We start from the raw sequence: 23,530 nt of genomic DNA, 5'->3' as shown, positions 1-23,530 counted from the left end.
AAAATGGGTAACTGTCAGATCAGGTTTGAGCTAGTACACTTTATAATTTAAATAACCAATTGAACCTGCTTCAATACCGCCTTTAACGTATTTTCATAATCAAAAGCTTTATTGGTACTGTCCTGATAACGCCAAGCCACATAACCATCCGGACAAACCAGTACTGCACCAGATTCATGAATTTCAGACTTGGCATTCCAGGTTCCATACACATCACGATAGTCACGTGAACCAATCTGAGTCACATCCAGATATGGCAAGTCCAATGCTTCTGCCGCCTGTTTCCAGCCTTTACCGGATAAACCTGTGAGCAGGGTAAAACGACCTTTACCCGTAATATCCAGTGTCGACTGCTTTTGACCTTTGGCATTGATCAGCCAAGTATGCGGAACTTTAGCGCCTGGGCGAGTGGTTGCCTGTAAATAAAGCTGCTCATCTTTTTCAAAAATCTCAGGCTCGGATTCTGCAATCACCGTATTGGAGCTATATCGCTGGTTCAGTTCTACACCTTGTGCATTAAATTCGAAGTTTTTAATTTCCAAAGCTTCAAATAGTTTTTGACGGATTTCAGCACCTTGCTCATCTTCCGCAAAGATACGTTCCAGCATTTGCTTCTGAGTCGTCACACTTTGATCAAAACCAAAGACTTCTTTCAGGTATTTATAATCAAAACGTGACTGGTTCGCACGCGCTACAATCTGCTTGCCGACCGGTGCACGCTCGGTGGTATAGGAATCCAGCAGGGAAGGTGCAGCCCAGCCTTTTACCGCGTATGCCAGTTTCCAGCCTAGATTAAAGGCATCCTGCATGCAGGTATTTGAACCTAGGCCACTCGATGGTGGATGACGGTGTACTGCATCACCACCACAGAACACTCGACCTTTAGAATATTCAGTGGCCCAGGTCTGGTTCACATACCAGTACGATAATTTCTGGATTTCAACTTCTTCGACTTCAGTACCAACAAAAGCATTCAGGCGGGCACGGACCTGTTCTTCAGTAACTTGTGGTTCGCCTTTGGAAATGTCAAAGCCCCAACCCATGATCCATTCATTCCATGGCGTAATGGCACGTAACAATCCCATACCGAGATCGCCAAAGCTGGCTTCAGGATTCACGATCCATTGCAGAATCGCAGGACGGTGCTGAACGTATTGAGAAAGATCAGCTTTAAAGGTCACATAGACGGTACCGGCACGTGCCATCACGCCTTCCAGTGGCAAGCCGAGCTGTTCCAATACACGAGATTTAGCACCATCCATACCCACCAGATATTTTGCTCTTAAGCTAAATTCAGTATTGGTAATGCGGTTCAGGAAAGTAGCAGTCACGCCATCTTCGTCCTGCACATGTGACAGGTATTCAGTATTGAAGTTATAAATTGCACCACGTTCACCGGCATTTTTCACCAGTAAAGCTTCCATTTTTGGCTGAATCAGATCGACTAATGGACATGGACTGCCTTGGATATAGTCACCATGACGTTCATCACCGGTACCCCATGCACTTAAACGGGCGATTTCTTCGCCGACCAGACTGGTGGTAATCAGGCTTTCACCCATCTGTTCCCATGGTGTTGCAATCTCTTTAACCTGTTCTTCAATACCTAAATCACGTAATACTTCCATGGCACGCTGATTGGTAATATGGGCACGTGGACTATTGGCCAGCCAGCTAAACTGGGTAAACAGTTGTACCTTGATGCCATAATTGGCCAAGGCCAGACCTAATGTTGAACCTGCAGGACCGGTACCAATGATCAGAACATCAGTGTCATAGTGTTGTGTCATACAAGACTCCATGTATATGCGTGAAGAACAAGCCATCTATATAGCTATACAGTCTAGTAAATCAGGATCTGTTGATATAGCGATATTCATATAAACTATCGACCTATTCTTATTTGCAATATGTAGGTCATAATCTTAATATGCTGACCTGATCAGAAACCGGGCAGCCTATGGAACTTCGACATTTACGCTATTTTATCACCGTGGCGCAGCAACAAAGTTTTACCAAGGTCGCCGAAAAGCTGTTTACTGCTCAGCCGTCATTAAGCCAGCAAATTAAGGATCTGAAACAGGAAGTCGGGGTAAATCTGTTTGATCGTTCATCGAGAAAAGTCAAACTCACCGATGAAGGGAGGGCTTTTCAGGTCTATGCCGAAAAAGCACTGGAAAATGCCAAGCTGGCAGTGGCAGCAGCACGCCAGGTCGCACAGCAGAAAAATAATCAGATTCATATTGGCTTTCTGAATGTTGCAGAAATCAAGGTGATGCCTCAGATTCTGGCGTAGCTTAAAAAAACCATGCCTGACTTAAAAATTCACTTGCATAGCCTGACCTGTATGGAGCAGATTCAGCGGCATAAAAAATGCTGAACTGGATTTATGTATTACCCGTTTTCATCTGGATCATCCAGATTTTGACAATATTCATTTATTGACCGAACAGATTTACTTGCTAGCTGCTCAGCATTTGCATCCTACAGATCGAATCCTGAAATTACAGGAACTGAAAAATCACAATATAATTATGTGTGAGCAGAATGCTTCACCCGTGTTTTATGAAAAGCTGGATCAGCTGCTTGGTATTGATCAACTCGAACATGAGCAGCTACTGTGGGTCACCAATGTGTTGCAACACATTAATCTGACCAATATGGGGATGGGTTTTAGTTTTGCTCCTGAGTATTTACTGAGATTTTTGAATGATCATGTGAAAATCATCCAGACGGATCAGGCACTGCCAAAACTAGGCTTGTATGCAACATTTAACAAGAATTCCCAAAATCCTGCATTGAAGATAATTACCCAAGCCCTTAAAAATACAATAAATATCTGAATTTCAGGAAAGAATATATGTTAAAGCTGATTTATTACGTACCGGACGAAAATCTGGAAGACACCAAAAATGCAGTCTTTGCAGCAGGAGCGGGTGGTATTGGTGAGTATACGAACTGCGCCTGGCAGGTTTTAGGAACAGGACAGTTTAAGCCGCAAGAAGGTGCAGATCCTCATATTGGTGAAGTCGGTAAACTGGAACAGGTAGAGGAATGGCGGGTAGAAATTCTGGTGCCAGATGAAAAGGCAGTCGAGGTCGCTAAAGCCTTAAAAGAAAGCCATCCTTATGAAGAGCCAGCTTTTGAGTTTATCCAGCTGTTGGATATCGAAGTCTAAACTCAAAGTATTACTCATATTATATTCACTGAGGCGTGTTCATCTTAGCGCGCCGTCAGTCTACATTTGAAAAACAGTCAAACTGCTTTTGTTATTATAAAATTTGCCCTAGCACTCCAGATAAAAAATACAATAAGGAAAATAACAATGCAGTGGCCAAAACCGCTGAGCAGAATGCTCAAAAATACGCTTAGTAAATCCATTCAATACAGTGCAGAAATTCTGCATAGTCGTATTCCCTATTCCAGTGCACTCCAAAGCATTGATCCGCTCGATTCAGGGACCGATCGAAGATCAGGATATACGACTAGAGCGCTTTATTTTTGAACAAGGAACGGGAAAAGTGACACGAACCGTATTATCAAATATCAAGCAGGAATTTCCACGGATTAATGAAGCATTTATTGGGCGACAGTATCGTTATATCTATAGTATTTCTTTTGGTGAATTTGACGATCCTTCCCATGTCAGCAGCAATACGGTGATGTGTTTTAATTTAAGAACCAGAACCACAGAAAGTTACTCCTTTGGAGAAAACTGGGTTACTGGTGAGGCAGTCTTTGTCGCACGGGAAAATGCTCAGGCTGAAAATGATGGCTGGCTAATGTCTTATATCCATGCTTTAGATTGTAGCCCCTCGAAAGTTGTAATTCTGGATGCCCAGCATATTACAGAAGGACCCATTGCAACGATTCATTTACCAGTTCGGGTACCGGTCGGATTTCATTGTAACTGGATTGATTATCGGAAATTAAGAGCGAACTATTCTTAAAAAATGATTTAGCATCGACTTGTATTTGCTCTAAATAGATTTCTTCCTTTTCGCCATCCGCGTATCAAATATTATTTCTTTTCAAAATAGTAGTGAATTTACATTGAGGTGACATGGATGTCACCTGCCAGACAGAGGTTCAAGGACGAACCTTCTGTCTGGCAATGGCTTTGGTTACTTTGGCCTGTCAAAGTAACGAAAATGCCTACGCGTATATCAGTTAATTTAAGAAAACAGTCGAGGCCGTGATATTCATTCAATAAACGTACTTAAATCTTCTGAATAAACAGTTCACGATCAAAACGGTACTGCGGGAAGAATACTCCATCTTCGGCACGTTCACCCGCACCAATTACCATGACCGGATACTGTTCATCATTTAATTTCAGAATTTCACGAACCATCGGCTCATCAAAACCTTCCATCATACAGCTGTCAAAGCCATAAGCACGTAAAGCTAAGACCAGATTTTCACAAGCGAGCGCCGTCGTTTTGGTCGCCCACAGTTTCGCATCAGCCGGGCTGAAAGCAGACACTGGCATTTGTTTGTCCAATGTACGGGCAACTTTGAAAGCCACTTTCTTAAAGTTACCAAAAGCATTCAGATAACCAGTCTTATAGTTGTAAGGAATATATTTATAGTATTTCTTAATCGCGGGTGGCGCTTCTGGAAATGGAAATTCATTCACATTTCGCTTCGCCATTTCATCGATACGGTCGGTACGTGCGATACAGACAATTAACTCAGAAGCTGTTTTGGCTGCCAGTTGACTCATACAGGCTTTGACCAAGCGCTTTTTTTTACCTGAGTTTTGTACCACATAAAAAGTCCAAGGCTGCAAGTTTGACGAATTTGGTGCCAACAATGCCAGATCCAAACAGGCATCTAGAACTTCAACGGGAATTGACTTTTTGGTAAATTTACGCACTGAACGTCGGCTTTCAATCACTTTACGAAAATTATCGACATCTATATCTTGAGGTGCAGGTTCGTAATAACGTTTCTTTTCTGGATTTGAGCTATCTGTTGTTTGGGAAGAGGTTTGGGAGTTTTGATTTGGCATACTTGAGATTCTTGGAAAAATAAAAGATTGAGGCAGTCTAAACCACCTCGTTGAACTCATAAGTTTGAAAATTAGTTGAATTGTGTGAAATCAGGTTTACGTTTTTGCATAAACGCTTGAACCGCTTCCAGCATTTCTGGCGAGCCGACACGCTGCATGAAAATCTCTGCTTCATGGTCAATCCATTCCACAATTTCATTCACATTGTGTTTCATCAAGGCTTTGGATTGCACCAGTGATGCCAATGGCAGGGCAGAGAGCTGGGCAGCTTGTGCTGCTGCTTTAGTATAAACATCTTCTTCAATGCTATTCACCAGACCTGCGTCGAGTGCTTTTTCGCTATTGAATTTTTGCGCAGTCAGCAATAATTCGGCCGCTTTATGATAACCCGCTTGCTGAATCAACAGCTTGCTTGAAGCACCTTCAGGCGATAGACCCAGACTGACAAATGGAATCTGGAACAGGGCGGTATTGTCACTATAGACCAGATCACAATGCAGTAAGATCGTCACGCCAATGCCGATTGCAACACCACGCACCGCAGCAATCAATGGCTTGGAAAATTTTGCAGCAGATTTCAGTAAAACAAACGGTGGGCCTTCAGCGGCGGGTGCCTGACCTTTCTTCGCAGCAGATTTCATAAAATCCTGCATATCATTGCCCGCACTAAAGTCTGCATCCTGACCACGTAAAACGACCACACGAACTTCAGGCGCCTGATCTGCTTCATCTAAAGCTTTCGCAATCCAGAGATAAAGTTCGCTATATAACGCATTTTTCGCTTCCGGACGATTGATGGCTAAAGTGAGTACACCATGTTCTAAATTCGCATTCAAATGCTCATGAGGTTGTTGAATACAGCTCAGTGTCATCGTACTATCCTTGCTTTAAAACTTAATTTGATTTTATGGGAATGATTATGTCGCATATTTATTGGGGCAGCACAACTCATGAGTCATAAAAAACTGATCCCTTATGAACTATACATTTGATTATCTGGTTTTCATTGGCCGCTTTCAGCCTTTTCATCTGGCGCACATGCAAACGATTAACATTGCCCTGCAACACAGTCAACATGTGATTTTGGCTCTCGGCTCTGCGCAAAATGAACGCAATATCAAAAATCCATTCTTGGCTTCGGAGCGTGAAGCCATGATCCTGTCAAATTTCAGTCCTGAAGATCAAGCTCGGATCAAATTTGTAGAAGTCATTGATGTTTATAATGATGAAAAATGGCAAAAACTGGTGAAATCGCTGGTGAATCAGGTTATTGAACCGGATGCCAAAATCGGACTAATTGGGCATTTTAAAGATGATTCTTCTTATTATTTAAAGTTTTTCCCAGAATGGGAAATGGTCGAACTTGACAGCCTGGAAGATGCCTTATCCGCTACGCCGATGCGTGAAGCTTATTATCGTGGCGAAATTCAACGAGATAAATTTCCACAAGGCACGATTGATTTTCTAGAGAATTTCCAAAAAACCACGACCTATCAGCAACTCAGTGAAAAATTTGCCCAGAATGATAAAACCAATCTGGTTTAAAAGTATCAGGTTATTATGGGTTGATTCATGTTAGTTTGAGCATGCTGTTTCAAACACTCCCCAAGGATTTCTAGACCAGGAGACTGTTCTTTCCAGTGATGCCAATACAAGGGCACTTCAATTCGCATCTCACTTGAAAGTTCAAGCAGTCGACCTGACTCCAGCAAATTCCTAGTTTGATAGTCCGGCAGCCAGCCATAGCCTAGACCCATGACAATCGCATCAAAAAATGCATGAGTCGATGGAATAAAAAAGTGAGGATATTGTGCTAGATTCAGGCCAAATTCGTGCTGAATAAATTGGGTATGGAGTTGGTCTTTTTCATTAAAAATAATGGCAGGGGCAAGGCGTAGCGCATCCCGATGTACGCCTTGATGAAACCAGTTTCGGGAAAATTCAGGCGTAGCAACGAGACGGTATTGCATCTGTCCGATCAATTCTGCCCGGCAACCTTTCATTGCTTTGGCTTCAGTACTCAAACAGGCATTGACGAGACCTGCTTCTAACAGATGATGAGTCTGTGATTGATCATCCACCTGAAAATGCAACACAATTTTATGCTGGATCAGTTGGGCTTGTAAGGTTGGTAATAGCCAGGTCGCGAGCGAATCAGCATTGGTGGCAATATTCAGACAATAGAAACCTTCCTGTTGCAATTGTCCACCCAAATCCTGCATCAGATTCTGTTCTAGCAAACGTTGATGCTGTAAATAATGCAATAAGGTTTGTCCGGATTGAGTCACACGGCAAGGCCGATCTCTCACCAGAAGCAATTGTCCCAATTTTTTTTCCAGACTTTGAACACGAAGGGTCACTGCCGAGGCAGTAATATTTAGCTGCTCGGCAGCAAGATCGAAACTTCCCGTTTTTGCAACTGCGTAAAAAGCATCACATTGTTTTGCATTCAGCATATCTGTTATCTAAAAATAATTTAGTTAAATTGATATTAACTTAGTTTTAATTAATCGCACTCATTTTTTTGCATAATTCATTTATTCAAAAAAAGGGGAATGTGATGTTCAGTTATATGATGAGTGGTTTTGCTGTGGGAATGAGCCTGATTGTCAGTATCGGTGCACAGAATGCTTTTGTATTAAAGCAAGGTTTAAAACAGCAGCATGTGTTCTGGGTCTGTGTGATTTGTGCCTTGTCTGATTCCATTTTAATTCTGCTTGGCGTACTGGGCTTTGCGCGTGTCATTGAACATTATCCGGATATTATTATATTTTCTAAATATATTGGCGCAGGATTCCTGTTTTATTATGGTTTGCACCATGCGATCAGCGCATTTAAATCAACAGAGGTTTTGGCACCAAGTGATCAGCTCACAGAGCATTTTCTACAAGTACTGATGATCTGCCTGGCTTTTACCTGGCTGAATCCGCATGTTTACTTAGACACAGTTATATTGATTGGATCAATTTCAACTCAATACGCCTTAGGAAAATGGTGGTTTGCTTTAGGCGCTGTCTGTGCTTCCTGGTTTTTCTTCTTTAGTTTGGGATATGGGGCAAAGATACTGACGCCTTGGTTCCAACATCCAAAAGCATGGAAAATACTGGATGCTATTATTGCCTGTACCATGTGGGGCGTCGCAGTGTCATTAATTCTCAGTATTTGATTCAGGCTACGAAAGCTGATAGATCGGTTAAGAGTTGTCTAAGCGTGTGATTTTAGATAGTGATCGTGAATAGGCAGCGTAGAAAACAACTCTTTTCAGTGCTGCAAGCACATGGATATTTCCAATATAAATTGAACTTAAAATAAAGGATCTGGTTTGTATAAAAAATTTATAAAATCAAAATTTTATAAGATGAAACCAGTCTCCTGCTAGGCTAGCAGGGCCACTTATTAGAGAAAAATCAAAGCAAGTATTTTGTCCGTTAGTCATGAATGATTTTACAAAAACTTCAATAAACTGGTATAAAAATAACGAAAACCTGTTCGCTCAAAAACAAGAAAGTTTAGTTTCAGATTAAGCGGTGTACTTAAATCCGATCAATAAGAAATTAGGGCCTGTTGACATTTTCTGTTCAAAAAAATAGCGAGAAAGTAAAATTTAATCGCCAAACCAAATTTACTTCTCGCTATGCCTCGTACAATGCTGAATGATCAACACTGGTCTAAGTTACTTTCTATTTTCCGAAATTTTGATATCTATTCCAAATCTAATTTGAGAAATTTTGTCGAAGCAATACTTTATAGAATAAGAACAGGCTGCCCATGGCGTGATTTGCCTAAAGAATTTGGTTCGTATAACTCAATCTTTAAAAAATATAATCGTTGGTGTAAAAATGATAAGTTAATGAAAATATTTAAATTAATTTCTTCAAATGCTGATATGGAATGGATTTTTATTGATGCTAGTCATGTTCGGGCACACCAACATTCTGCTGGAATAAAAGATCAGGATATTTCTAAAAGCATTGGTGGAAATAGTTCTAAAATACACTTAGCTGTTGATGCGGATGGTAATCCAATCGAAATTATTATCTCCGATGGAACGATACATGATGTCAAGATTGCTCCCAAAATGATTGAAAAACTTGATTTGAGTGAAACGGAAGTATGTTGTGCAGACAAAGGATATGACTCTGAATCATTAAGAGAACAAATATCTGTGAAAAAAACTAAAGCGAATATTCCAAGAAAATCAAATACTCAGTCAAATAATGATCATATGGATTGGTATTTATATAAAATCAGACACTTAGTTGAGAATGCATTTTGTAGGTTAAAGCAGTTCAGAGGAATAGCAACACGATATGATAAGCTAAAGTGTAGCTATGAGGGGGCAGTTGCATTAGCTTGTATATTTATTTGGCTACCTTTATCGGGTAAATTCTATACTTGAAATGTCAACAGACCCTAAACAAGGTGGATTTAAAATTGAAAACAATAATAAAAACTGGGCTCCTTAGCCTAGCGATCTGTTTAGCTTTGACCAGTCAGTCTTTTGCAAGATCATGGACCTTAACTCCCAAAAGTGATGTCGGTTTTGAGATTAAGTCGATGGGTCTTACTGTAGTTAAAGCCAAGTTCAATCAGGTTCAATCTACAATGCAGTTTGATGCTAAAGCACCGCACAATGCCTCAACCCATCTGGTCATGGATGTGGAAAGTTTAAGCTTTAGTAAACCGCTATTTAAACATATGATTTTGGGCGAAGACCTGTTTTATGTAGAAAAATATAAGACTGTAATTTTTAAAAGTATCCAGTTTAAAGACTTGGGTAATGGCAAATACAATGTTTTAGGTCATTTAACCCTACGGGGTGTGACCAAACCTGTGATTTTTGAAACCACGTTTAAACCCAGTATGTCAAATGCCAACCTGCTTGATGTTCAGGCATCAGCCGTGATTAACCGTAGGGATTTTGGTATGAAAAAAGGAATTGCCGGCGTAGGGGATAAAGTGAATCTTCATCTATCAGGCCAGTGTGAAATGAACTAGGGTAGATATAAAATACTTGATTATACAAATGTTATCGTAAAAAAAAGCCCGAATGTTTCGAGCTTCTATTCATACACAAGCATACAATTAAGCAGCTTGCAAAGCTTTTAAATCTTCCAAAACTTGTTCTGCATGACCTGCTGCTTTGACTTTGCGGTACTCTTTAACCAGTTCACCGTTATGGAAAATAAAAGTTGAACGCTCAATGCCCATCACTTGTTTGCCATACATGTTCTTTTCTTTAATCACATCAAAGTGATTGCACAACACTTCTTCTTTATCGCTGATCAGATTGATACTCAAATTTTGCTTTTCAGTAAAGTTCTGATGCGCTTTTACCGAATCACGTGATACGCCAAGAATTGTGGTGTTTAAAGCATCGAACTGATCTTTTAAACAGGAAAAGCCAACTGCCTGAGTCGTACAGCCTGGCGTAGAATCTTTAGGATAAAAATAAATCACCAGCCATTCTGTATTTAACTGGGTTAAATTGATTTCGCCTGTCGTCGCAGGAAAATTCTGGTCAAGCAAACTAATTTCAGACATAAAAACTCCTGTTTTCTTTAAATTTTTTCAAAAAAATAAGCCACATTATAGTGGCTTATTTTATCAAAGAATCATCAGATCTTATTTCTTTGGTGCCGCTTGAGCTGATTTCATTGCTTCTTCAGTCAAAGTTTTCAGTTTGCCTGTTAACTGTGGACCAAAGCATGCTTGAAGATCTTTATTCTGCTTCTGTACAAAAGCTAGAGTGCCTGGGCTTTTCTTCTGGTTAATGGTACTTTGAATTTCCCATTTTTGTGCATTGGTTAATTTGCCATCCGCTTCAATAGCACAACCACAATATTTGCTGACTTCAGCAGCCGTCAATTTTTTACTTTTGCCAGTTTCATTTTTACAAACATTGATCAATGCAGATTTTACATTGGTGCTTTTATAAGCTTGTTGTAATTTGTCATCAGCCGCTTGAGCCGTAGTTGCGAACATAGCAGCAGCCGAAACAATTGCTGAAAGCACGATGCTTGATTTTAAATTCTTCATAAACTCTACCTTGTTATTACGGTATATAACGTGTCGGGTCTTCAACACCTGCGTCCGCAAAACCCTGTTTACGTAAACGACAACTGTCGCATTTGCCACAGGCACGTCCTTGGTCATCTGCTTGATAGCATGACACCGTTTGACTGTAGTCTACGCCATGTTCAATACCTAAGCGAATAATATTTGCTTTGGATAAATGTAACAAAGGTGTTTCAAATTTGAGCGCCTGACCCTCTACGCCAACCTTGGTCGCCAAGCGTGCCATGTTGGCAAATGCGTCAATAAATTCTGGGCGACAATCCGGATAACCGGAGTAATCAACCGCATTAATTCCGATAACAATCGCTTCAGCTTCGAACACTTCAGCTGCTGCTAAGGCGTAAGACAAGAAGATAGTATTACGTGCCGGAACATAGGTAATCGGAATGCCAGCCTGTTCATGGTCGGGCACTTCAATACTATGATCGGTAAGGGCTGAGCCACCCAGATTACCCAGATCAATATTGATGACACGATGTTCCACACCCGCACGTTGCGTTAAAGCTTTTGCTGCATCCAGCTCGGTCGTTGAACGCTGACCATATCGAAAACTGAGTGCGATACATTCATAGCGTGCCTGCGCCCAAGCCAGACATGTTGTTGAGTCTAATCCGCCAGATAACAGGACAATGGCACGAGGGCGCATAAGCTGATTCTCCAAAAAATACTTTACAAAAAATTAACGACCAGTTTCATCATTCCATAACAACTTGTGCAGCTGTAACTGGAAACGAACAGGGAGATGGTCTTCTAAAATCCACTGAGCCAAATCACGTGCCAGTGGTGGTAACTGAACTGCACCTTTTTCGACCGCAAATGCAGGCGAAAACCAAACTGTACTCACTTTGTCTTGAAGTTGGTACAGTTCTAACTGCTGCTTTGACCATTCATAGTCTTCACGATTGCATATCACAAACTTGATTTGATCATGTGCATTTAAATGATCAAGATTAGAAAGCAAATTCCGTGCAACTTCACCTGAAGTTGGTGTTTTTAAATCGAGGACTTTGGAAACACGTGAATCCACTTTGGACACATCTAGAGCCCCACTGGTTTCAAGTGAAACCTGACATCCTAAATCTGCCAGTCGCTGCATCAGGGGCAGGGCATTGGGCTGTGCCAGAGGTTCACCACCGGTCACACAGACGTAAGGCGTTTTAAAATCAAGCGTAGTCTGGATAATATCGTCTAGAGACTGACGCTCACCACCTTCAAAGGAATAGGTGGTATCACAATAGCTACAACGTAATGGGCAACCGGTTAAACGGATAAATACTGTTGGCAATCCTGCGGCATTGGCTTCACCTTGCAATGAATAGAAAATCTCCGTAATGCGTAAACCCGCAGACGGATCAGAGACAGGAATTGCGGAAGATCGAAGCGTATTCATAACAAAACTAACCAATGAAAAATAAATAACCGGGTATAAAAATAAAAATCCCTACGATTATTACTAATCGTAGAGACGAGGAGCAGTTGAAGCTCCGAGGAACACGAATGTGTCCTCTAAGTTAAGACATCTTAGTCTTCGCGTAATAGATCGTTCAGACTTGTTTTAGAACGAGTTTGTGCATCAACTTTTTTCACGATAATGGCAGCATACAAGCTATAAGTACCGCATTTAGATGGAAGGCTACCTGCAACAACGACAGAACCTGCTGGTACGCGACCATAATGAATTTCGCCAGTGGCACGGTCATAAATCTTGGTCGATTGACCAATGAATACGCCCATTGAAATCACAGAACCTTCTTCAACGATTACGCCTTCCACAATTTCAGAACGTGCACCGATAAAGCAGTTATCTTCAATAATGGTTGGATTCGCTTGAAGCGGTTCAAGCACACCACCAATACCTACACCACCTGACAAGTGAACATTTTTACCAATTTGCGCACATGAACCTACAGTTGCCCAAGTATCAACCATCGTGCCTTCATCTACATAAGCACCGATGTTGACATAAGAAGGCATCAAGATCACGCCTTTAGCCTGGAAAGAACCTTTACGTGCGACAGCAGGTGGTACGACACGTACACCAGCAGCCTTGAATTGTTCTTCAGTCCAACCTGAGAATTTAGTCTCTACTTTGTCATAGAAACGAAGATCACAAGCTTCCATTGGTTTATTGTCGTTTAATTTAAATGATAACAATACCGCTTTTTTAATCCATTGATGAACAACCCATTCACCATCGATTTTTTCAGCAACACGTAAAGTACCATTGTCTAGACCAGCAATTACTTCCTCAACTGCTTGACGGATTTCAGCAGAGCAATCTGCAGCTGTAAAATTCGCACGGTCTTCAAACGCTTGTTCAATGATTGTTGAAAGCTGCGACATGATCTTCCTTCCAGAAAAAAATTTTCTAGATTTTACACTATATTGCAGGAAAAATAGTTGAAAGCACTAAAAATAGATGAAAAATAACCAGAAGTGTAGAAAGCGTGAAATTATTAAAGTGATAAGTGTACTTTTTCATTATGTTGAAATGTAGGAGAAGTGTTAGAAAACACTTGGTTCTCAACAAGAAAAATTAATTTGTATCAAAAAATAACAAAAGATGAGCAAAATGTGAATAAAAAATATTTTTTAAGTCCTTTATATTGAGCCTATCACGAATAACTAATGATCAAAATAAGTTCTTTTGAGGAGAGAAATAATGAAATCTTTACATAATATTTTAGCAGTATCAGTCTTAGCTCTAGCAGCGGGTTCTGCGATGGCTGCTGATGAAACAATCGTAACAGATGAAGGCGTTGCTGAATTCTCTTTCTTTAAACCAGCTTCTGTTCGTGCTGAAGTCGGTACTACCGGTTATGGTGGTGCAATTTCCTGGAGTGCTAACCCATATGTAGGTGTCACTCTAGGTTATAACGGTGGAGACATTTCCTGGTCTGATGATTTATCAATCAATGGTTCTGATTATGACTTGGATATGGACAATAACCTGACTTACTTGAATGCTGAAATTCGTCCTTGGGCAAACTGGTTCTATATGGCAGCCGGTGTTGCATATATTGATAATGATTATGATATCGATCGTCGTGTCCGTGGTGGTGAGACTTTCCGCGTTAATAATGTTGAATTCGAGGCGGTAGGAGATGCACGTATTAATGGTCAATTATCATATAAAAATAATATTGCACCTTATGTAGGGATTGGTTTCTCTCCAGCGATTACCAACCGTTGGGGCGTATTCGGTGAAATCGGTGCCTATTATAATGGCAACCCAACAGTTAACTTAACTCCTACAGGGACTGCTATAAGTACAGATGGCGTTGTTGCCGACTTTGCTGACCAAGTTGAACGTGAAGAACGTAATATTCGTAACGACAATGAATACGAATGGCTACCAGTAGCGAAACTGGGTGTAAGCTTCCGCTTCTAAGCTTGAGCTGCATAAAAAACGAGCTTCGGCTCGTTTTTTTTATGCTTTGAACTGAGCAATTTAAAAGTGATAACCCAGTTTTAAGCCCATGATCCAGGCACTATTATCAGAAACAGCGGATAAGCCTGCAATCTGAGGCATAAGTGACTCAGATGTTGAGACCTTAGGTTTTTGAAATTTTAAATAATAGAATCCTGTGGCAATATCCCAAGTATCTTGAATCTTGTAAAGATGACCTAGTCCAATACCCCAATATCCATCACTCGGATTTAATGTCGAAGCCGGATTTCCTGTACCGGAATCCCATAAAAGCTCGATAGAGTTTATGCCAAAGGAGGGCCATTGATGCGCCAGACCGATTTTGGCAGACCATTGATCCTCCCGATAATCAATCATCCTGAATGATTTTAATTCTGGAAATTCTAAGGCCGCATAGTCAATCACTGCACCGAATTTAGGCGGCTGAATGACAAAATTTTGCCAGTTTAACCAGCGTAATGTGCCATAAAAGGCCTTTTGATAAGGCAATCCTGTTTGAAAATCCAGATGGATGGATTAAGGGGTTTGAATCTGGGTATAGGGGGAGGGATTGGTGCCTACGACAATCGATTCAGCAGTTTTATGATGGTGAGCAATGGCTGAACGGTAAGTCAGTGCAGTTCTAAAAAAATATTCGGGTAGTTGATAACTGAATCCTGCAAGCCAGCCCCAAGCGGGATCTTGTTCAAATGTAGCCCGATAACCATTAAATATATAAAAGGTTTGCCCGGATAAATATAAGCTTCCTTCCAGACTTTGATAACTTAGCCCTGTATAAAAATTCCAGTGATTATCCGGTTGAAAGCCGATTAATGATGTGAGATTGTGGCTATCAAACTGGATAGTCGCGGCCTCAACAGAAAGCGCTTCACCTGCAAAAACAGGATTATAACTATAAGCCACATCTACATGATAAGGCTGATCATAAATCAGTCCCCATGATAGTTGAGGGTGAAGCTGTAATTTTAAGGCAACATTAGAGATAAATTGCGTACTGGCAAGTTGGCCCGTAGAAAAGTCAGTAATACCCAGTTGTTGCAGCTGCTCGGTATGCTGTACCTGACCGCTAATATCAGGGCGAACCCAAGCCAATAAAATTTCAGCATAATGATTTTTTTCAAAAAAAGACTGAATACTTTGATTGGACTGTTCAAAAGCAGCGCTATAACCTGACCCAGAAAAAGCGCAGCCCATACAGAAAAGAGCAAATTTGCTGTCGATCATATTGGTATAATTCAATTTATTATTAATGTGATTATGCTTGATATTTATACAGATTATCCACTTGAAAATAATAAAGAGGCTCGCTGGCCTCTTTGATTGAAAACTTATATATTTTTATTCGTCTGGATAGGCGACTTTTTTAAGCGCTTTAATATCGGCATCCGGCGAGCACAGGGAAATAAACTCATAGCCATAACCACGTAGTAAATGTCCTTTACGTACCGCAATCCAGGTGGTATTCATACCAAAAATATCCGTTTTAATCTGCTTTAAACGGTAATCACGCTCCGGGTCATAAGCGACATCGTTGACAATGCCGACGCCCATATTCATTTCCACATAGGTTTTGATGACATCAGCATCGAGTGCGGACATGACGATATCGACATCAAAGCCGGCTTCTTCAAAGGCGGTATCAATCTTGGAGCGACCGGTAAAACCACCATGATAAGTGATAATCGGGTAATGCGCCAGATCTTCAATACGCACGTGCTCTTTGCTTGCCAATGGATGATTCTGTGGGGTAATAATACTATGCTGCCAGTTATAATAAGGTACGCTGGCCAGATTATCTTCAGTGGTGAGTGCTTCGGTCGCAATACCGATATCGGCTTGACCTTGCAGCAGCATTTCCGTGATTTCAACCGGGCTGGCCTGTTGCAAAATCAAATGTACTTTAGGGAATTCTTTTTTGAATTGGCTGACAATTGGTGGCAACACATAACGCGCCTGGGTATGCGTCGTGGCAATGGTCAATGTGCCTTCATCGACTTTATTGAAATCATCCGCCAGACGTTTGATATTGTCGGCATCGACCAGCATGCGTTCCACAATGCCTAAAAGTGCCTGACCCGGTTCGGTTAAGCCCAGTAGACGTTTACCTTTGCGGATAAATAACTGCACCCCGAGTTCATCTTCCAGATCTTTAATATGCTTACTTACCCCAGACTGTGAAGTATAAAGCGCAGCGGAAGCTTCAGTTAAATTAAAGTTTTGTCTAACCGTTTCTCGTATAATTCTTAATTGTTGGAAATTCATAATTCTCTTACCCTAGAAGAGGATGGGGCATTTTAAAGCCCCATCTTTTGATCTTAAGCGACCTGGTTTTCAAATAAATGCAAATTCACCGCACTTAACCAAACAGTTTGATTTGGGCGGAATTGATGCGCTCTCGCTTCATCAGGCGTCAGTAAAATTTCAATCAGATTGCCTTGACGATCATTTAGCTCAGCAACGACTTTACCCGCGATCCATAATTCACGAATGAAGGTCGCCTGAATGGCATTGTCGTGTGGCTGTGCATGAATGCGTAGTTCATCTGGACGCGCGAATAAAATCACTTCACCTTGAGCGGCATTTTTTGCACCCTCAAATTGAATGCGGTCTTCGCCGAGTTGGATGAGGCCGCCATGGTTCTGACCTTCAAAACGGTTCGCCTGACCCAAAAAGTCGAATACAAATGGAGTTTTCGGGGTTTCATAGACCTCACGCGGTGAACCGATCTGCTCTACATTGCCTTTGTTCATTACTACGATCTGATCTGCAACTTCAAGTGCTTCTTCCTGATCATGAGTCACGAAGATCGAAGTAATATGCAATTCGTCATGCAGGGTACGTAACCAGCGACGCAGTTCCTTACGCACTTTGGCATCCAGTGCACCGAAAGGTTCATCTAGTAATAATACACGTGGTTCAACGGCCAGAGCACGTGCAAGGGCAATACGCTGACGCTGACCCCCAGAAAGTTGAGCTGGATATCGGTCAGCCAGGAAACCGAGCTGAACCAAGTCGAGTAAACGTGTCACACGTTTTTTAATTTCCGCTTCCGATGGACGGGTTTTACGTGGACGCACACGCAGGCCAAAGGCGATGTTGTCAAATACCGTCATATGACGGAATAGGGCATAGTGCTGGAATACAAAACCGACTTCACGCTCGCGCACATGAACATTGGTGGCATCCTGACCTTCTAAAATCACTTGGCCACCATCCGCAGATTCCAGGCCGGCAATAATCCGTAGCAAAGTGGTTTTGCCACAACCAGATGGGCCAAGAAGCGCGACCAGTTGACCATCTGGAAAATCCAGCGAGATATTTTTCAGTGCATGGAATGCACCAAAGTGTTTTTCAATATTTTGTACTTGAATACTCATGTGGGCATTCCTTAAGAAACTGTTGAATCTTCATTACGTTTGTCTTGTTTTTCCTGGCGCAGTTCCACCCATGTTTTTAAAATCAGGGTTACAATTGCGAGGAGAGCCAGGAGTGATGACACGGCAAACGCAGCACTAAAGGTATATTCGTTATAAAGAATTTCGACGTGTAGCGGCAAGGTATTGGTTTCACCACGGATATGGCCGGAAACCACCGACACCGCACCAAATTCACCCATGGCCCGCGCATTACACAGAATCACGCCATAGATCAGACCCCATTTGATATTGGGCAGGGTCACTTTCCAGAAAGTCTGCCAGCCAGATGCACCGAGTACAATCGCAGCTTCTTCTTCTTCGGTTCCTTGTGCTTCCATTAACGGAATTAGCTCACGCGCAACAAAAGGTACCGTAATAAAGATAGTCGCTAGGACAATCGCAGGCACTGCATAAAGGATCTTGATATCGTGATCCATCAGCCAAGAACCCATCCAGCCTTGGGTACCGAAAATCAGCACCAGCATCATACCCGCGATCACAGGTGAAACCGAGAAAGGGAGATCAATAATGGTGGTCAGGAATGATTTCCCCGGAAAGTTGAACTTCGCTACAGACCAGGCTGCCGCAACACCAAATACGACGTTGAGCGGTACTGCGATTGCAGCCGTCAGCAAGGTAAGTTTTACTGCCGACAGAGTATCCGGATGCACCAGCGCTTGGGTATAAACGCCAACCCCTTGTTTAAAGGCTTCAACAAAAACCAGAATCAAGGGCAGAATCAGGCAGCTTAAAAAGAAGATTAAGGCAATAGTGAGCAGCGTATAACGTACCCAAGTTGGCTCACGGGTTGCATCACGGGATTGCAACTTTTCAGCCAGCGCATTGCTGTTGGTATTTAAACTCATCGCGCAGTTCTCCCGGTACGACGGCTAGCCCATGCCTGTAATAAGTTAATCAGGAATAGCATCACGAAGGAAATCAGTAGCATGACGACAGCAATCGTGGTTGCACCGGCATAGTCATATTCTTCTAGGCGAGAAATAATCATTAAGGGTGCAATTTCCGTTTCAAAAGGCTGGTTACCAGCAATAAAGATCACTGAACCATATTCACCGACACCACGGGCAAAGGCTAAAGCGAAGCCAGTGATCAGCGCAGGCAGCAGAATTGGGAAAATCACTTTGGTCACAATCTGAAAACGGTTGGCACCCAATGCAGATGCAGCTTCTTCCAGTTCGGTTTCCAGATCGCTAAGGACTGGCTGAACCGTACGCACTACAAAAGGCAGACCAATAAAGATCAATGCCAGTGTAATACCAATCGGGGTATAAGCGACTTGAATGCCAATCGGTTCTAAATATTGACCAATCCAGCCGGTCGGTGCATATAAAGAGGTCAGGGCAATACCCGCAACCGCAGTGGGTAAGGCAAAAGGCAAATCTACCAGGGCATCGACAATACGTTTGCCCGGAAAGCTGTAACGTACCAGACACCACGCCAGTAACAGGCCAAACACTACATTGACCAGTGCAGCGACAATGGCCGCGGTGAAACTTAACTGCAATGATTTCAAGATACGTTCAGAGCTCAGGATTTCCCATAAGCCATCCCAGCCAATGCCCAGTGATTTAATAAAAACAGCTGACAGCGGGATCAAAACGATTAATGACAAATACGCTAGGGTAAAGCCTAGAGAAAGACCAAATCCTGGCAGCACTCGGGATCGCTGCGACATGATTACTCCTCAGAAGAGAGAAAGCTGATTGAAGTCAATCAGCTAAAATAAAAAAAACAATTTGGGCACAAGCATAATTTGCAGCGACTAAAATGCAAATTTAAAATAACACTTGCTCTCATCAACTTTGCTGATATGGGGCATAGTGTTTTCTGAAATCAAATAGTGTTCAATTTCAGGAAAAGGGCCAAAACCAGAAGCGACATTGACATGACCGACTGCACCCAGATTAATTGGTTTGATTTTCCAGGCTTGAGCCAGTATGTGCGCATCTTCAAAACTTAACCAGGGATCATTTTCACTGATCAATAACGTGGTGGGCACCTGAAGCTTGAGCTGTTGAAAATAGGTGCTGTAGTCAGTCTGACTGTCGCGCGAAAAACCATTTTCCCCAAATCGTGCCGGATTAGCTGGTGCCACCAATAGCAGATTTTTTACTTTTGCATTGAGTTCGGGATGTCGGGCAAGGGCCGCAATACTGGTCAGACAGCCAAAGCTGTGTGCGACAATCTGAACCTCTGCTGGAATGGCTTGCAGAGTTTTGACAAATTCTGCTACCCAGATATCCAGTACCGGATGATTCCAGTCCTTTTGCTGCACACGGGAGCATCGCATCAGCCGGTGCTGTAAGCAGGTTTGCCAGTGGTTGTATTCACTGCCACCTACACCAGGAACGATAAGCGTATGAATCATGTCGATGCTCCTATATCAATCAGCTTGGAAAATTATTTCGCGCTGTTGGCTTTAACGATCTGGTCAAATACACCACCATTTTCAAAGTGGGCTTTTTGTACCTTGCTCCAGCCGCCAAATTCCTGATCAACCGTCACCAGTTTTAATGGCTTAAATACTTGGCTGTATTTGGCCAGTACTTTGGCATTACGTGGACGATAATAATGTTTACCTGCCAGGTCTTGACCCAATGGCGAATACAGGAAGTTCAAATAACCTTGAGCCAAGTGCTGGTTGCCTTTTTTCTTGGCATTTTTTTCTACAATCGCCACCGGTGGCTCAGCCAGAATCGACAGAGAAGGGGTAATAATTTCAAACTTGCCCGGCTGTTCGCGAAGGGCTAAATGCGCTTCGTTTTCCCATGCGAGTAAAACATCCCCAATGCCACGTTCAGCAAAGGTCGTGGTTGAACCACGTGCCCCGGAATCCAGAACTTTGGTATTTTTATAAATTTTACGAACAAATTCTTGCGCAGTCTTATCGTTGCCGCCCGCCTGATGTTTGGCCCAAGCCCAAGCCGCCAGATAATTCCAGCGTGCACCGCCTGAAGTTTTCGGGTTTGGGGTAATGATCGCTACGCCCGGTTTGACCAGATCACCCCAGTCCTTAATCTCTTTCGGATTGCCTTTACGCACCAGGAACACGATGGTTGAAGTATAAGGCGTCGAGTTTTGCGGCAATTTCTTTTGCCAGTCCGCAGGTAACAGTTTAGCTTTTTCTGCCAGCACATCAATATCGGCAGCCAATGCTAACGTTACGATATCTGCATCCAGACCATCAATCACGGCACGTGCCTGTTTGCCAGAACCGCCATGCGATTGCTTGAAATTGATTTTTTGACCGGTACGGCTTTCCCAATATTTGCCAAAATTCTTATTTACATCTTCATACAGTTCACGGGTCGGATCATAGGATACATTGAGAAAATCACGTGCTGCTGCACCAAATGAGGTTGCCGAGATAACAGCTGCTAAAACCCCAAGTTTTAATGTGTTTGAAATGCTCATCTGGACTGAATCTCTGATATGTTCTGTAACATAAGCGCAGAATAAACTTATTCTTTATGCATAAAAAATAATTAAAAATGAATTTTATATGAAAAAAAGAGATAAATAAGCTCTTAAGTGTTTGAAATAAGAATGGCCTTATGAATAAAGGCCATAATGAACTGCATTTAAAGTATTATTTTGCGTGATTGGCTTTGACAATCTGATCAAACACACCGCCATTGTCAAAATGCTGTTTCTGAACCTTGGTCCAGCCACCAAATTCTTTATCAATGGTGACCAGTTTTAAGGACTTGAATACGGTACTGTATTGCTTTAATACATTCGCATTACGTGGACGGTAAAAGTTTTTCGCCGCCACAGTCTGTCCAGCAGGTGAATAGAGGTAATTTAAATAGGCTTTGGCCAGATGTTCATTACCATCTTTCTTGGCATTTTTTTCTACGATTGCCACGGGTGGTTCAGCCAGAATAGACAGAGAAGGAGTAATGATTTCAAATTTTCCCGGCTGTTCGCGGACGGCCAAATGTGCTTCATTTTCCCAAGCCAGTAATACATCCCCAATCCCGCGTTCAGCGAAAGTCGTGGTAGCACCACGTGCACCCGAATCCAGTACTTTGGTTTGTTTGTAGATTTGACGGACAAAGTCTTGTGCTTTGGCATCATTGCCACCTTTCTGGTGTTTGGCCCACGCCCAGGCAGCCAGATAATTCCAGCGTGCACCACCTGAAGTTTTTGGGTTCGGGGTAATAATGTCTACGCCTGGTTTAACCAGATCTCCCCAGTCTTTGATTCCTTTTGGATTGCCTTTACGTACAAGAAAAACGATGGTTGAAGTATAGGGTGTCGAATTCTGCGGGAATTTCTTTTGCCAGTCTTTAGGCAGCAAACCACGTTCTGCAATTTCATCAATATCTGCTGCCAGTGCCAGTGTTACAACATCTGCATCCAGACCATCAATCACCGCACGTGCCTGTTTGCCTGAACCGCCATGCGACTGTTTATAATTGACTTCCTGGCCAGTGGTTTTTTTCCAGTAAGCACTGAATTCTTTATTAAAGTTGTCGTACAATTCGCGAGTCGGGTCATAAGACACGTTCAGGAAATCTTTTGCTGAAACGCTTAAGGCGCTTGCTGAAAGTAGCGCTGCCAGTACCCCAATTTTTAATTTACGCGTGTTCATTTTTTGCCTCAAGTTTTTTAGCTTTTGTTAGATGGGGCAAGAATAGCTTGAGATTTTTTGCATAAAAAATAATTAAAAAAGAATTGGATGTGAGTAAAAAAGATATATAGGTGAAGCCTGAATCTGACTGCTCAATTTTTCATTTTAGAGGCTGCAAAATATGCTGTATTTAAAAAATGCCCAACATGTCAGCCATATAGATGTGCTGGATCGTGGTTTTCATTATGGTGATGGCTGTTTTACCACCGCCCGGATTCGGCATAACCGGATTGAATTATATGATCGTCATCTGGCACGTTTGCAAATCAGCAATCAAAAATTAAGCCTGAATGCCAATCTTGATCTGATTGCAGAAAGTTTACAGCTTTTACAGCAGTCAGAAAGTGAACTGAATGGAACATTAAAGATTGTGCTGAGTCGTGGAATTGGTCAGCGTGGTTATAGCTTGCCGGATCATCCTGCAGATCTCTGGCTATTTTATTATCCTCAAGCCGTACAGGATTTTAAGTTTGAGCAGATTCAAAGTGGCATCTTACAGCAGGCATTAGGATTGACTATGCCGAGTCTGGTCGGGCTAAAAACCTTAAACCGTCTGGAACAGGTTTTACTGAAACAGGAAGCCGATCAACGTGGCTGGCCTGAGGCCATGGTGACAGATGTACAGGGTGGTGTTGTCGAAGGGGTGAGCAGTAATTGTTTCATTCGTATAAACAATACATGGATTACGCCGGAACTTCGTTATAATGGCGTCTTCGGTGTCATGCGTGCAGAAATTCTACAACGTATGCAAGATCAGGGAATTAGCTGTCAGCAACGCTGTATCGATATGGATGAAATCAACCATATTCAGAGCCTGTTTTTCTGCAATGCACTCAGCCCGATGAAAATTGTCACGCAATTTGAGCAGCGCGCCTTGGATGGCGATGCTTGTATTGAACTTTTTAACCGTCTTCGATTAAATCAGATGTCTTAAT

At 42.2% G+C, this 23,530-nt stretch carries 24 protein-coding genes and 2 pseudogenes; 9 read left to right on the top strand and 17 right to left on the bottom strand.

Features of this window, described 5'->3' with window-relative positions:
* Window positions 1–47: 47 nt before the first annotated feature.
* On the bottom strand, window positions 48–1,790 hold the full coding sequence (locus F890_RS04200) for an FAD-dependent oxidoreductase (RefSeq protein ID WP_005265798.1): 1,743 nt from the start codon (window positions 1,788–1,790) through the stop codon (window positions 48–50).
* A gap of 170 nt (window positions 1,791–1,960) precedes the next feature.
* On the opposite strand from F890_RS04200, the pseudogene F890_RS19325 reads away from it, so the two are divergent.
* The 3 genes and pseudogenes from F890_RS19325 to F890_RS04180 all read left to right on the top strand — a co-directional run bounded on the left by F890_RS19325 (window position 1,961) and on the right by F890_RS04180 (window position 3,950).
* A pseudogene (locus tag F890_RS19325) lies at window positions 1,961–2,843 on the top strand (LysR substrate-binding domain-containing protein).
* A gap of 17 nt (window positions 2,844–2,860) precedes the next feature.
* Window positions 2,861–3,178: a YqfO family protein gene (locus F890_RS04185; protein WP_005265795.1), complete on the top strand. Its 318-nt coding sequence runs from the start codon at window positions 2,861–2,863 to the stop codon at window positions 3,176–3,178.
* 211 nt (window positions 3,179–3,389) lie between these two features.
* On the top strand, window positions 3,390–3,950 hold the full coding sequence (locus F890_RS04180; RefSeq protein WP_004279093.1) for a carotenoid oxygenase family protein: 561 nt from the start codon (window positions 3,390–3,392) through the stop codon (window positions 3,948–3,950).
* Between the two features lie 269 nt (window positions 3,951–4,219).
* Here the strand turns inward: F890_RS04180 and F890_RS04175 are convergent, their stop codons facing one another.
* Both F890_RS04175 and F890_RS04170 read right to left on the bottom strand, forming a co-directional pair.
* The gene (locus F890_RS04175) at window positions 4,220–5,014 is read right to left on the bottom strand and encodes a nitroreductase family protein (RefSeq protein ID WP_005265792.1); all 795 of its coding nucleotides are present in this window, start codon (window positions 5,012–5,014) and stop codon (window positions 4,220–4,222) included.
* Window positions 5,015–5,085: 71 nt separating this feature from the next.
* Window positions 5,086–5,886, bottom strand: a complete 801-nt coding sequence (locus F890_RS04170) for an enoyl-CoA hydratase-related protein (protein ID WP_004731699.1) — start codon at window positions 5,884–5,886, stop codon at window positions 5,086–5,088.
* A gap of 103 nt (window positions 5,887–5,989) precedes the next feature.
* Here F890_RS04170 and F890_RS04165 point away from each other — a divergent pair, with 103 nt between their 5' ends.
* Window positions 5,990–6,559, top strand: coding sequence for a nicotinate-nicotinamide nucleotide adenylyltransferase (locus tag F890_RS04165; protein WP_005265791.1), 570 nt, complete (start codon window positions 5,990–5,992; stop codon window positions 6,557–6,559).
* Between the two features lie 5 nt (window positions 6,560–6,564).
* Here F890_RS04165 and F890_RS04160 read toward each other — a convergent pair whose 3' ends face one another.
* Window positions 6,565–7,470, bottom strand: a complete 906-nt coding sequence (locus tag F890_RS04160) for a LysR family transcriptional regulator ArgP (protein ID WP_005265790.1) — start codon at window positions 7,468–7,470, stop codon at window positions 6,565–6,567.
* Between the two features lie 104 nt (window positions 7,471–7,574).
* Here F890_RS04160 and F890_RS04155 point away from each other — a divergent pair, with 104 nt between their 5' ends.
* The 3 genes from F890_RS04155 to F890_RS04145 all read left to right on the top strand — a co-directional run bounded on the left by F890_RS04155 (window position 7,575) and on the right by F890_RS04145 (window position 10,012).
* The gene (locus F890_RS04155; RefSeq protein WP_005265788.1) at window positions 7,575–8,180 is read left to right on the top strand and encodes a LysE/ArgO family amino acid transporter; all 606 of its coding nucleotides are present in this window, start codon (window positions 7,575–7,577) and stop codon (window positions 8,178–8,180) included.
* 468 nt (window positions 8,181–8,648) lie between these two features.
* Complete coding sequence (locus F890_RS04150; protein ID WP_005265787.1) at window positions 8,649–9,413, top strand: IS5 family transposase; 765 nt, start codon at window positions 8,649–8,651, stop codon at window positions 9,411–9,413.
* Window positions 9,414–9,448: 35 nt separating this feature from the next.
* On the top strand, window positions 9,449–10,012 hold the full coding sequence (locus F890_RS04145; RefSeq protein ID WP_026056541.1) for a YceI family protein: 564 nt from the start codon (window positions 9,449–9,451) through the stop codon (window positions 10,010–10,012).
* Window positions 10,013–10,099: 87 nt separating this feature from the next.
* On the opposite strand, the gene F890_RS04140 is transcribed toward F890_RS04145, so the two are convergent.
* From F890_RS04140 to dapD, 5 genes are all read right to left on the bottom strand, one after another.
* On the bottom strand, window positions 10,100–10,558 hold the full coding sequence (locus F890_RS04140; protein ID WP_005265784.1) for a peroxiredoxin: 459 nt from the start codon (window positions 10,556–10,558) through the stop codon (window positions 10,100–10,102).
* A gap of 81 nt (window positions 10,559–10,639) precedes the next feature.
* Entirely contained in the window at window positions 10,640–11,053 is a 414-nt protein-coding gene (locus tag F890_RS04135) for a hypothetical protein (protein WP_005097581.1), read from the bottom strand.
* Window positions 11,054–11,069: 16 nt separating this feature from the next.
* Window positions 11,070–11,738, bottom strand: coding sequence for a 7-cyano-7-deazaguanine synthase QueC (gene queC / locus F890_RS04130; RefSeq protein WP_005097579.1), 669 nt, complete (start codon window positions 11,736–11,738; stop codon window positions 11,070–11,072).
* Between the two features lie 33 nt (window positions 11,739–11,771).
* The gene (gene queE, locus F890_RS04125; RefSeq protein ID WP_005265783.1) at window positions 11,772–12,482 is read right to left on the bottom strand and encodes a 7-carboxy-7-deazaguanine synthase QueE; all 711 of its coding nucleotides are present in this window, start codon (window positions 12,480–12,482) and stop codon (window positions 11,772–11,774) included.
* Between the two features lie 131 nt (window positions 12,483–12,613).
* Complete coding sequence (gene dapD, locus F890_RS04120) at window positions 12,614–13,435, bottom strand: 2,3,4,5-tetrahydropyridine-2,6-dicarboxylate N-succinyltransferase (RefSeq protein WP_004645637.1); 822 nt, start codon at window positions 13,433–13,435, stop codon at window positions 12,614–12,616.
* 319 nt (window positions 13,436–13,754) lie between these two features.
* Between dapD and carO the strand changes: the two genes are divergently transcribed.
* Window positions 13,755–14,483, top strand: coding sequence for an ornithine uptake porin CarO (gene carO, locus F890_RS04115; protein WP_005265782.1), 729 nt, complete (start codon window positions 13,755–13,757; stop codon window positions 14,481–14,483).
* Between the two features lie 60 nt (window positions 14,484–14,543).
* On the opposite strand, the pseudogene F890_RS04110 reads toward carO, so the two are convergent.
* The 8 genes and pseudogenes from F890_RS04110 to F890_RS04075 form a co-directional block, all read right to left on the bottom strand.
* A pseudogene (locus tag F890_RS04110) lies at window positions 14,544–15,746 on the bottom strand (outer membrane protein transport protein).
* Window positions 15,747–15,860: 114 nt separating this feature from the next.
* Window positions 15,861–16,784, bottom strand: coding sequence for a CysB family HTH-type transcriptional regulator (locus F890_RS04105; protein WP_005265777.1), 924 nt, complete (start codon window positions 16,782–16,784; stop codon window positions 15,861–15,863).
* Window positions 16,785–16,837: 53 nt separating this feature from the next.
* On the bottom strand, window positions 16,838–17,899 hold the full coding sequence (locus tag F890_RS04100) for a sulfate/molybdate ABC transporter ATP-binding protein (RefSeq protein ID WP_004279078.1): 1,062 nt from the start codon (window positions 17,897–17,899) through the stop codon (window positions 16,838–16,840).
* A gap of 11 nt (window positions 17,900–17,910) precedes the next feature.
* A complete protein-coding gene (cysW, locus tag F890_RS04095) occupies window positions 17,911–18,804 on the bottom strand; it encodes a sulfate ABC transporter permease subunit CysW (RefSeq protein WP_004279077.1) in 894 nt (297 codons plus the stop codon).
* Window positions 18,801–19,634 (bottom strand): sulfate ABC transporter permease subunit CysT, encoded by an 834-nt coding sequence (cysT, locus tag F890_RS04090; RefSeq protein WP_004279076.1) that lies wholly within the window; start codon window positions 19,632–19,634, stop codon window positions 18,801–18,803. The genes cysW and cysT overlap by 4 nt, the downstream gene beginning before the upstream one ends.
* 87 nt (window positions 19,635–19,721) lie before the next feature.
* The gene (locus F890_RS04085; protein ID WP_005265776.1) at window positions 19,722–20,327 is read right to left on the bottom strand and encodes an RBBP9/YdeN family alpha/beta hydrolase; all 606 of its coding nucleotides are present in this window, start codon (window positions 20,325–20,327) and stop codon (window positions 19,722–19,724) included.
* Between the two features lie 32 nt (window positions 20,328–20,359).
* Complete coding sequence (locus F890_RS04080; RefSeq protein WP_005265775.1) at window positions 20,360–21,373, bottom strand: sulfate ABC transporter substrate-binding protein; 1,014 nt, start codon at window positions 21,371–21,373, stop codon at window positions 20,360–20,362.
* A 175-nt stretch (window positions 21,374–21,548) separates the two neighbouring features.
* On the bottom strand, window positions 21,549–22,556 hold the full coding sequence (locus F890_RS04075; RefSeq protein WP_005265774.1) for a sulfate ABC transporter substrate-binding protein: 1,008 nt from the start codon (window positions 22,554–22,556) through the stop codon (window positions 21,549–21,551).
* A 160-nt stretch (window positions 22,557–22,716) separates the two neighbouring features.
* Here F890_RS04075 and pabC point away from each other — a divergent pair, with 160 nt between their 5' ends.
* Window positions 22,717–23,529, top strand: a complete 813-nt coding sequence (pabC, locus tag F890_RS04070; protein ID WP_005265772.1) for an aminodeoxychorismate lyase — start codon at window positions 22,717–22,719, stop codon at window positions 23,527–23,529.
* The last annotated feature ends 1 nt before the right edge of the window (window position 23,530 follow it).

Source organism: Acinetobacter sp. CIP 64.7 (assembly GCF_000369745.1).
In the GTDB taxonomy this organism is placed as follows: Bacteria; Pseudomonadota; Gammaproteobacteria; order Pseudomonadales; family Moraxellaceae; genus Acinetobacter; species Acinetobacter fasciculus.
This window is presented reverse-complemented; position numbering and strand designations above follow the sequence as displayed.

Excerpts from the sequence above, each read along its gene's own strand:
- F890_RS04200 (WP_005265798.1), bottom strand. The coding sequence starts at position 1,790 with ATGACACAACACTATGACACTGATGTTCTGATCATTGGTACCGGTCCT.
- F890_RS04185 (WP_005265795.1), top strand. The coding sequence starts at position 2,861 with ATGTTAAAGCTGATTTATTACGTACCGGACGAAAATCTGGAAGACACC.
- F890_RS04175 (WP_005265792.1), bottom strand. The coding sequence starts at position 5,014 with ATGCCAAATCAAAACTCCCAAACCTCTTCCCAAACAACAGATAGCTCA.
- F890_RS04170 (WP_004731699.1), bottom strand. The coding sequence starts at position 5,886 with ATGACACTGAGCTGTATTCAACAACCTCATGAGCATTTGAATGCGAAT.
- F890_RS04165 (WP_005265791.1), top strand. The coding sequence starts at position 5,990 with ATGAACTATACATTTGATTATCTGGTTTTCATTGGCCGCTTTCAGCCT.
- F890_RS04160 (WP_005265790.1), bottom strand. The coding sequence starts at position 7,470 with ATGCTGAATGCAAAACAATGTGATGCTTTTTACGCAGTTGCAAAAACG.
- F890_RS04155 (WP_005265788.1), top strand. The coding sequence starts at position 7,575 with ATGTTCAGTTATATGATGAGTGGTTTTGCTGTGGGAATGAGCCTGATT.
- F890_RS04150 (WP_005265787.1), top strand. The coding sequence starts at position 8,649 with ATGCCTCGTACAATGCTGAATGATCAACACTGGTCTAAGTTACTTTCT.
- F890_RS04140 (WP_005265784.1), bottom strand. The coding sequence starts at position 10,558 with ATGTCTGAAATTAGTTTGCTTGACCAGAATTTTCCTGCGACGACAGGC.
- F890_RS04135 (WP_005097581.1), bottom strand. The coding sequence starts at position 11,053 with ATGAAGAATTTAAAATCAAGCATCGTGCTTTCAGCAATTGTTTCGGCT.
- queC (WP_005097579.1), bottom strand. The coding sequence starts at position 11,738 with ATGCGCCCTCGTGCCATTGTCCTGTTATCTGGCGGATTAGACTCAACA.
- queE (WP_005265783.1), bottom strand. The coding sequence starts at position 12,482 with ATGAATACGCTTCGATCTTCCGCAATTCCTGTCTCTGATCCGTCTGCG.
- dapD (WP_004645637.1), bottom strand. The coding sequence starts at position 13,435 with ATGTCGCAGCTTTCAACAATCATTGAACAAGCGTTTGAAGACCGTGCG.
- carO (WP_005265782.1), top strand. The coding sequence starts at position 13,755 with ATGAAATCTTTACATAATATTTTAGCAGTATCAGTCTTAGCTCTAGCA.
- F890_RS04105 (WP_005265777.1), bottom strand. The coding sequence starts at position 16,784 with ATGAATTTCCAACAATTAAGAATTATACGAGAAACGGTTAGACAAAAC.
- F890_RS04100 (WP_004279078.1), bottom strand. The coding sequence starts at position 17,899 with ATGAGTATTCAAGTACAAAATATTGAAAAACACTTTGGTGCATTCCAT.
- cysW (WP_004279077.1), bottom strand. The coding sequence starts at position 18,804 with ATGAGTTTAAATACCAACAGCAATGCGCTGGCTGAAAAGTTGCAATCC.
- cysT (WP_004279076.1), bottom strand. The coding sequence starts at position 19,634 with ATGTCGCAGCGATCCCGAGTGCTGCCAGGATTTGGTCTTTCTCTAGGC.
- F890_RS04085 (WP_005265776.1), bottom strand. The coding sequence starts at position 20,327 with ATGATTCATACGCTTATCGTTCCTGGTGTAGGTGGCAGTGAATACAAC.
- F890_RS04080 (WP_005265775.1), bottom strand. The coding sequence starts at position 21,373 with ATGAGCATTTCAAACACATTAAAACTTGGGGTTTTAGCAGCTGTTATC.
- F890_RS04075 (WP_005265774.1), bottom strand. The coding sequence starts at position 22,556 with ATGAACACGCGTAAATTAAAAATTGGGGTACTGGCAGCGCTACTTTCA.
- pabC (WP_005265772.1), top strand. The coding sequence starts at position 22,717 with ATGCTGTATTTAAAAAATGCCCAACATGTCAGCCATATAGATGTGCTG.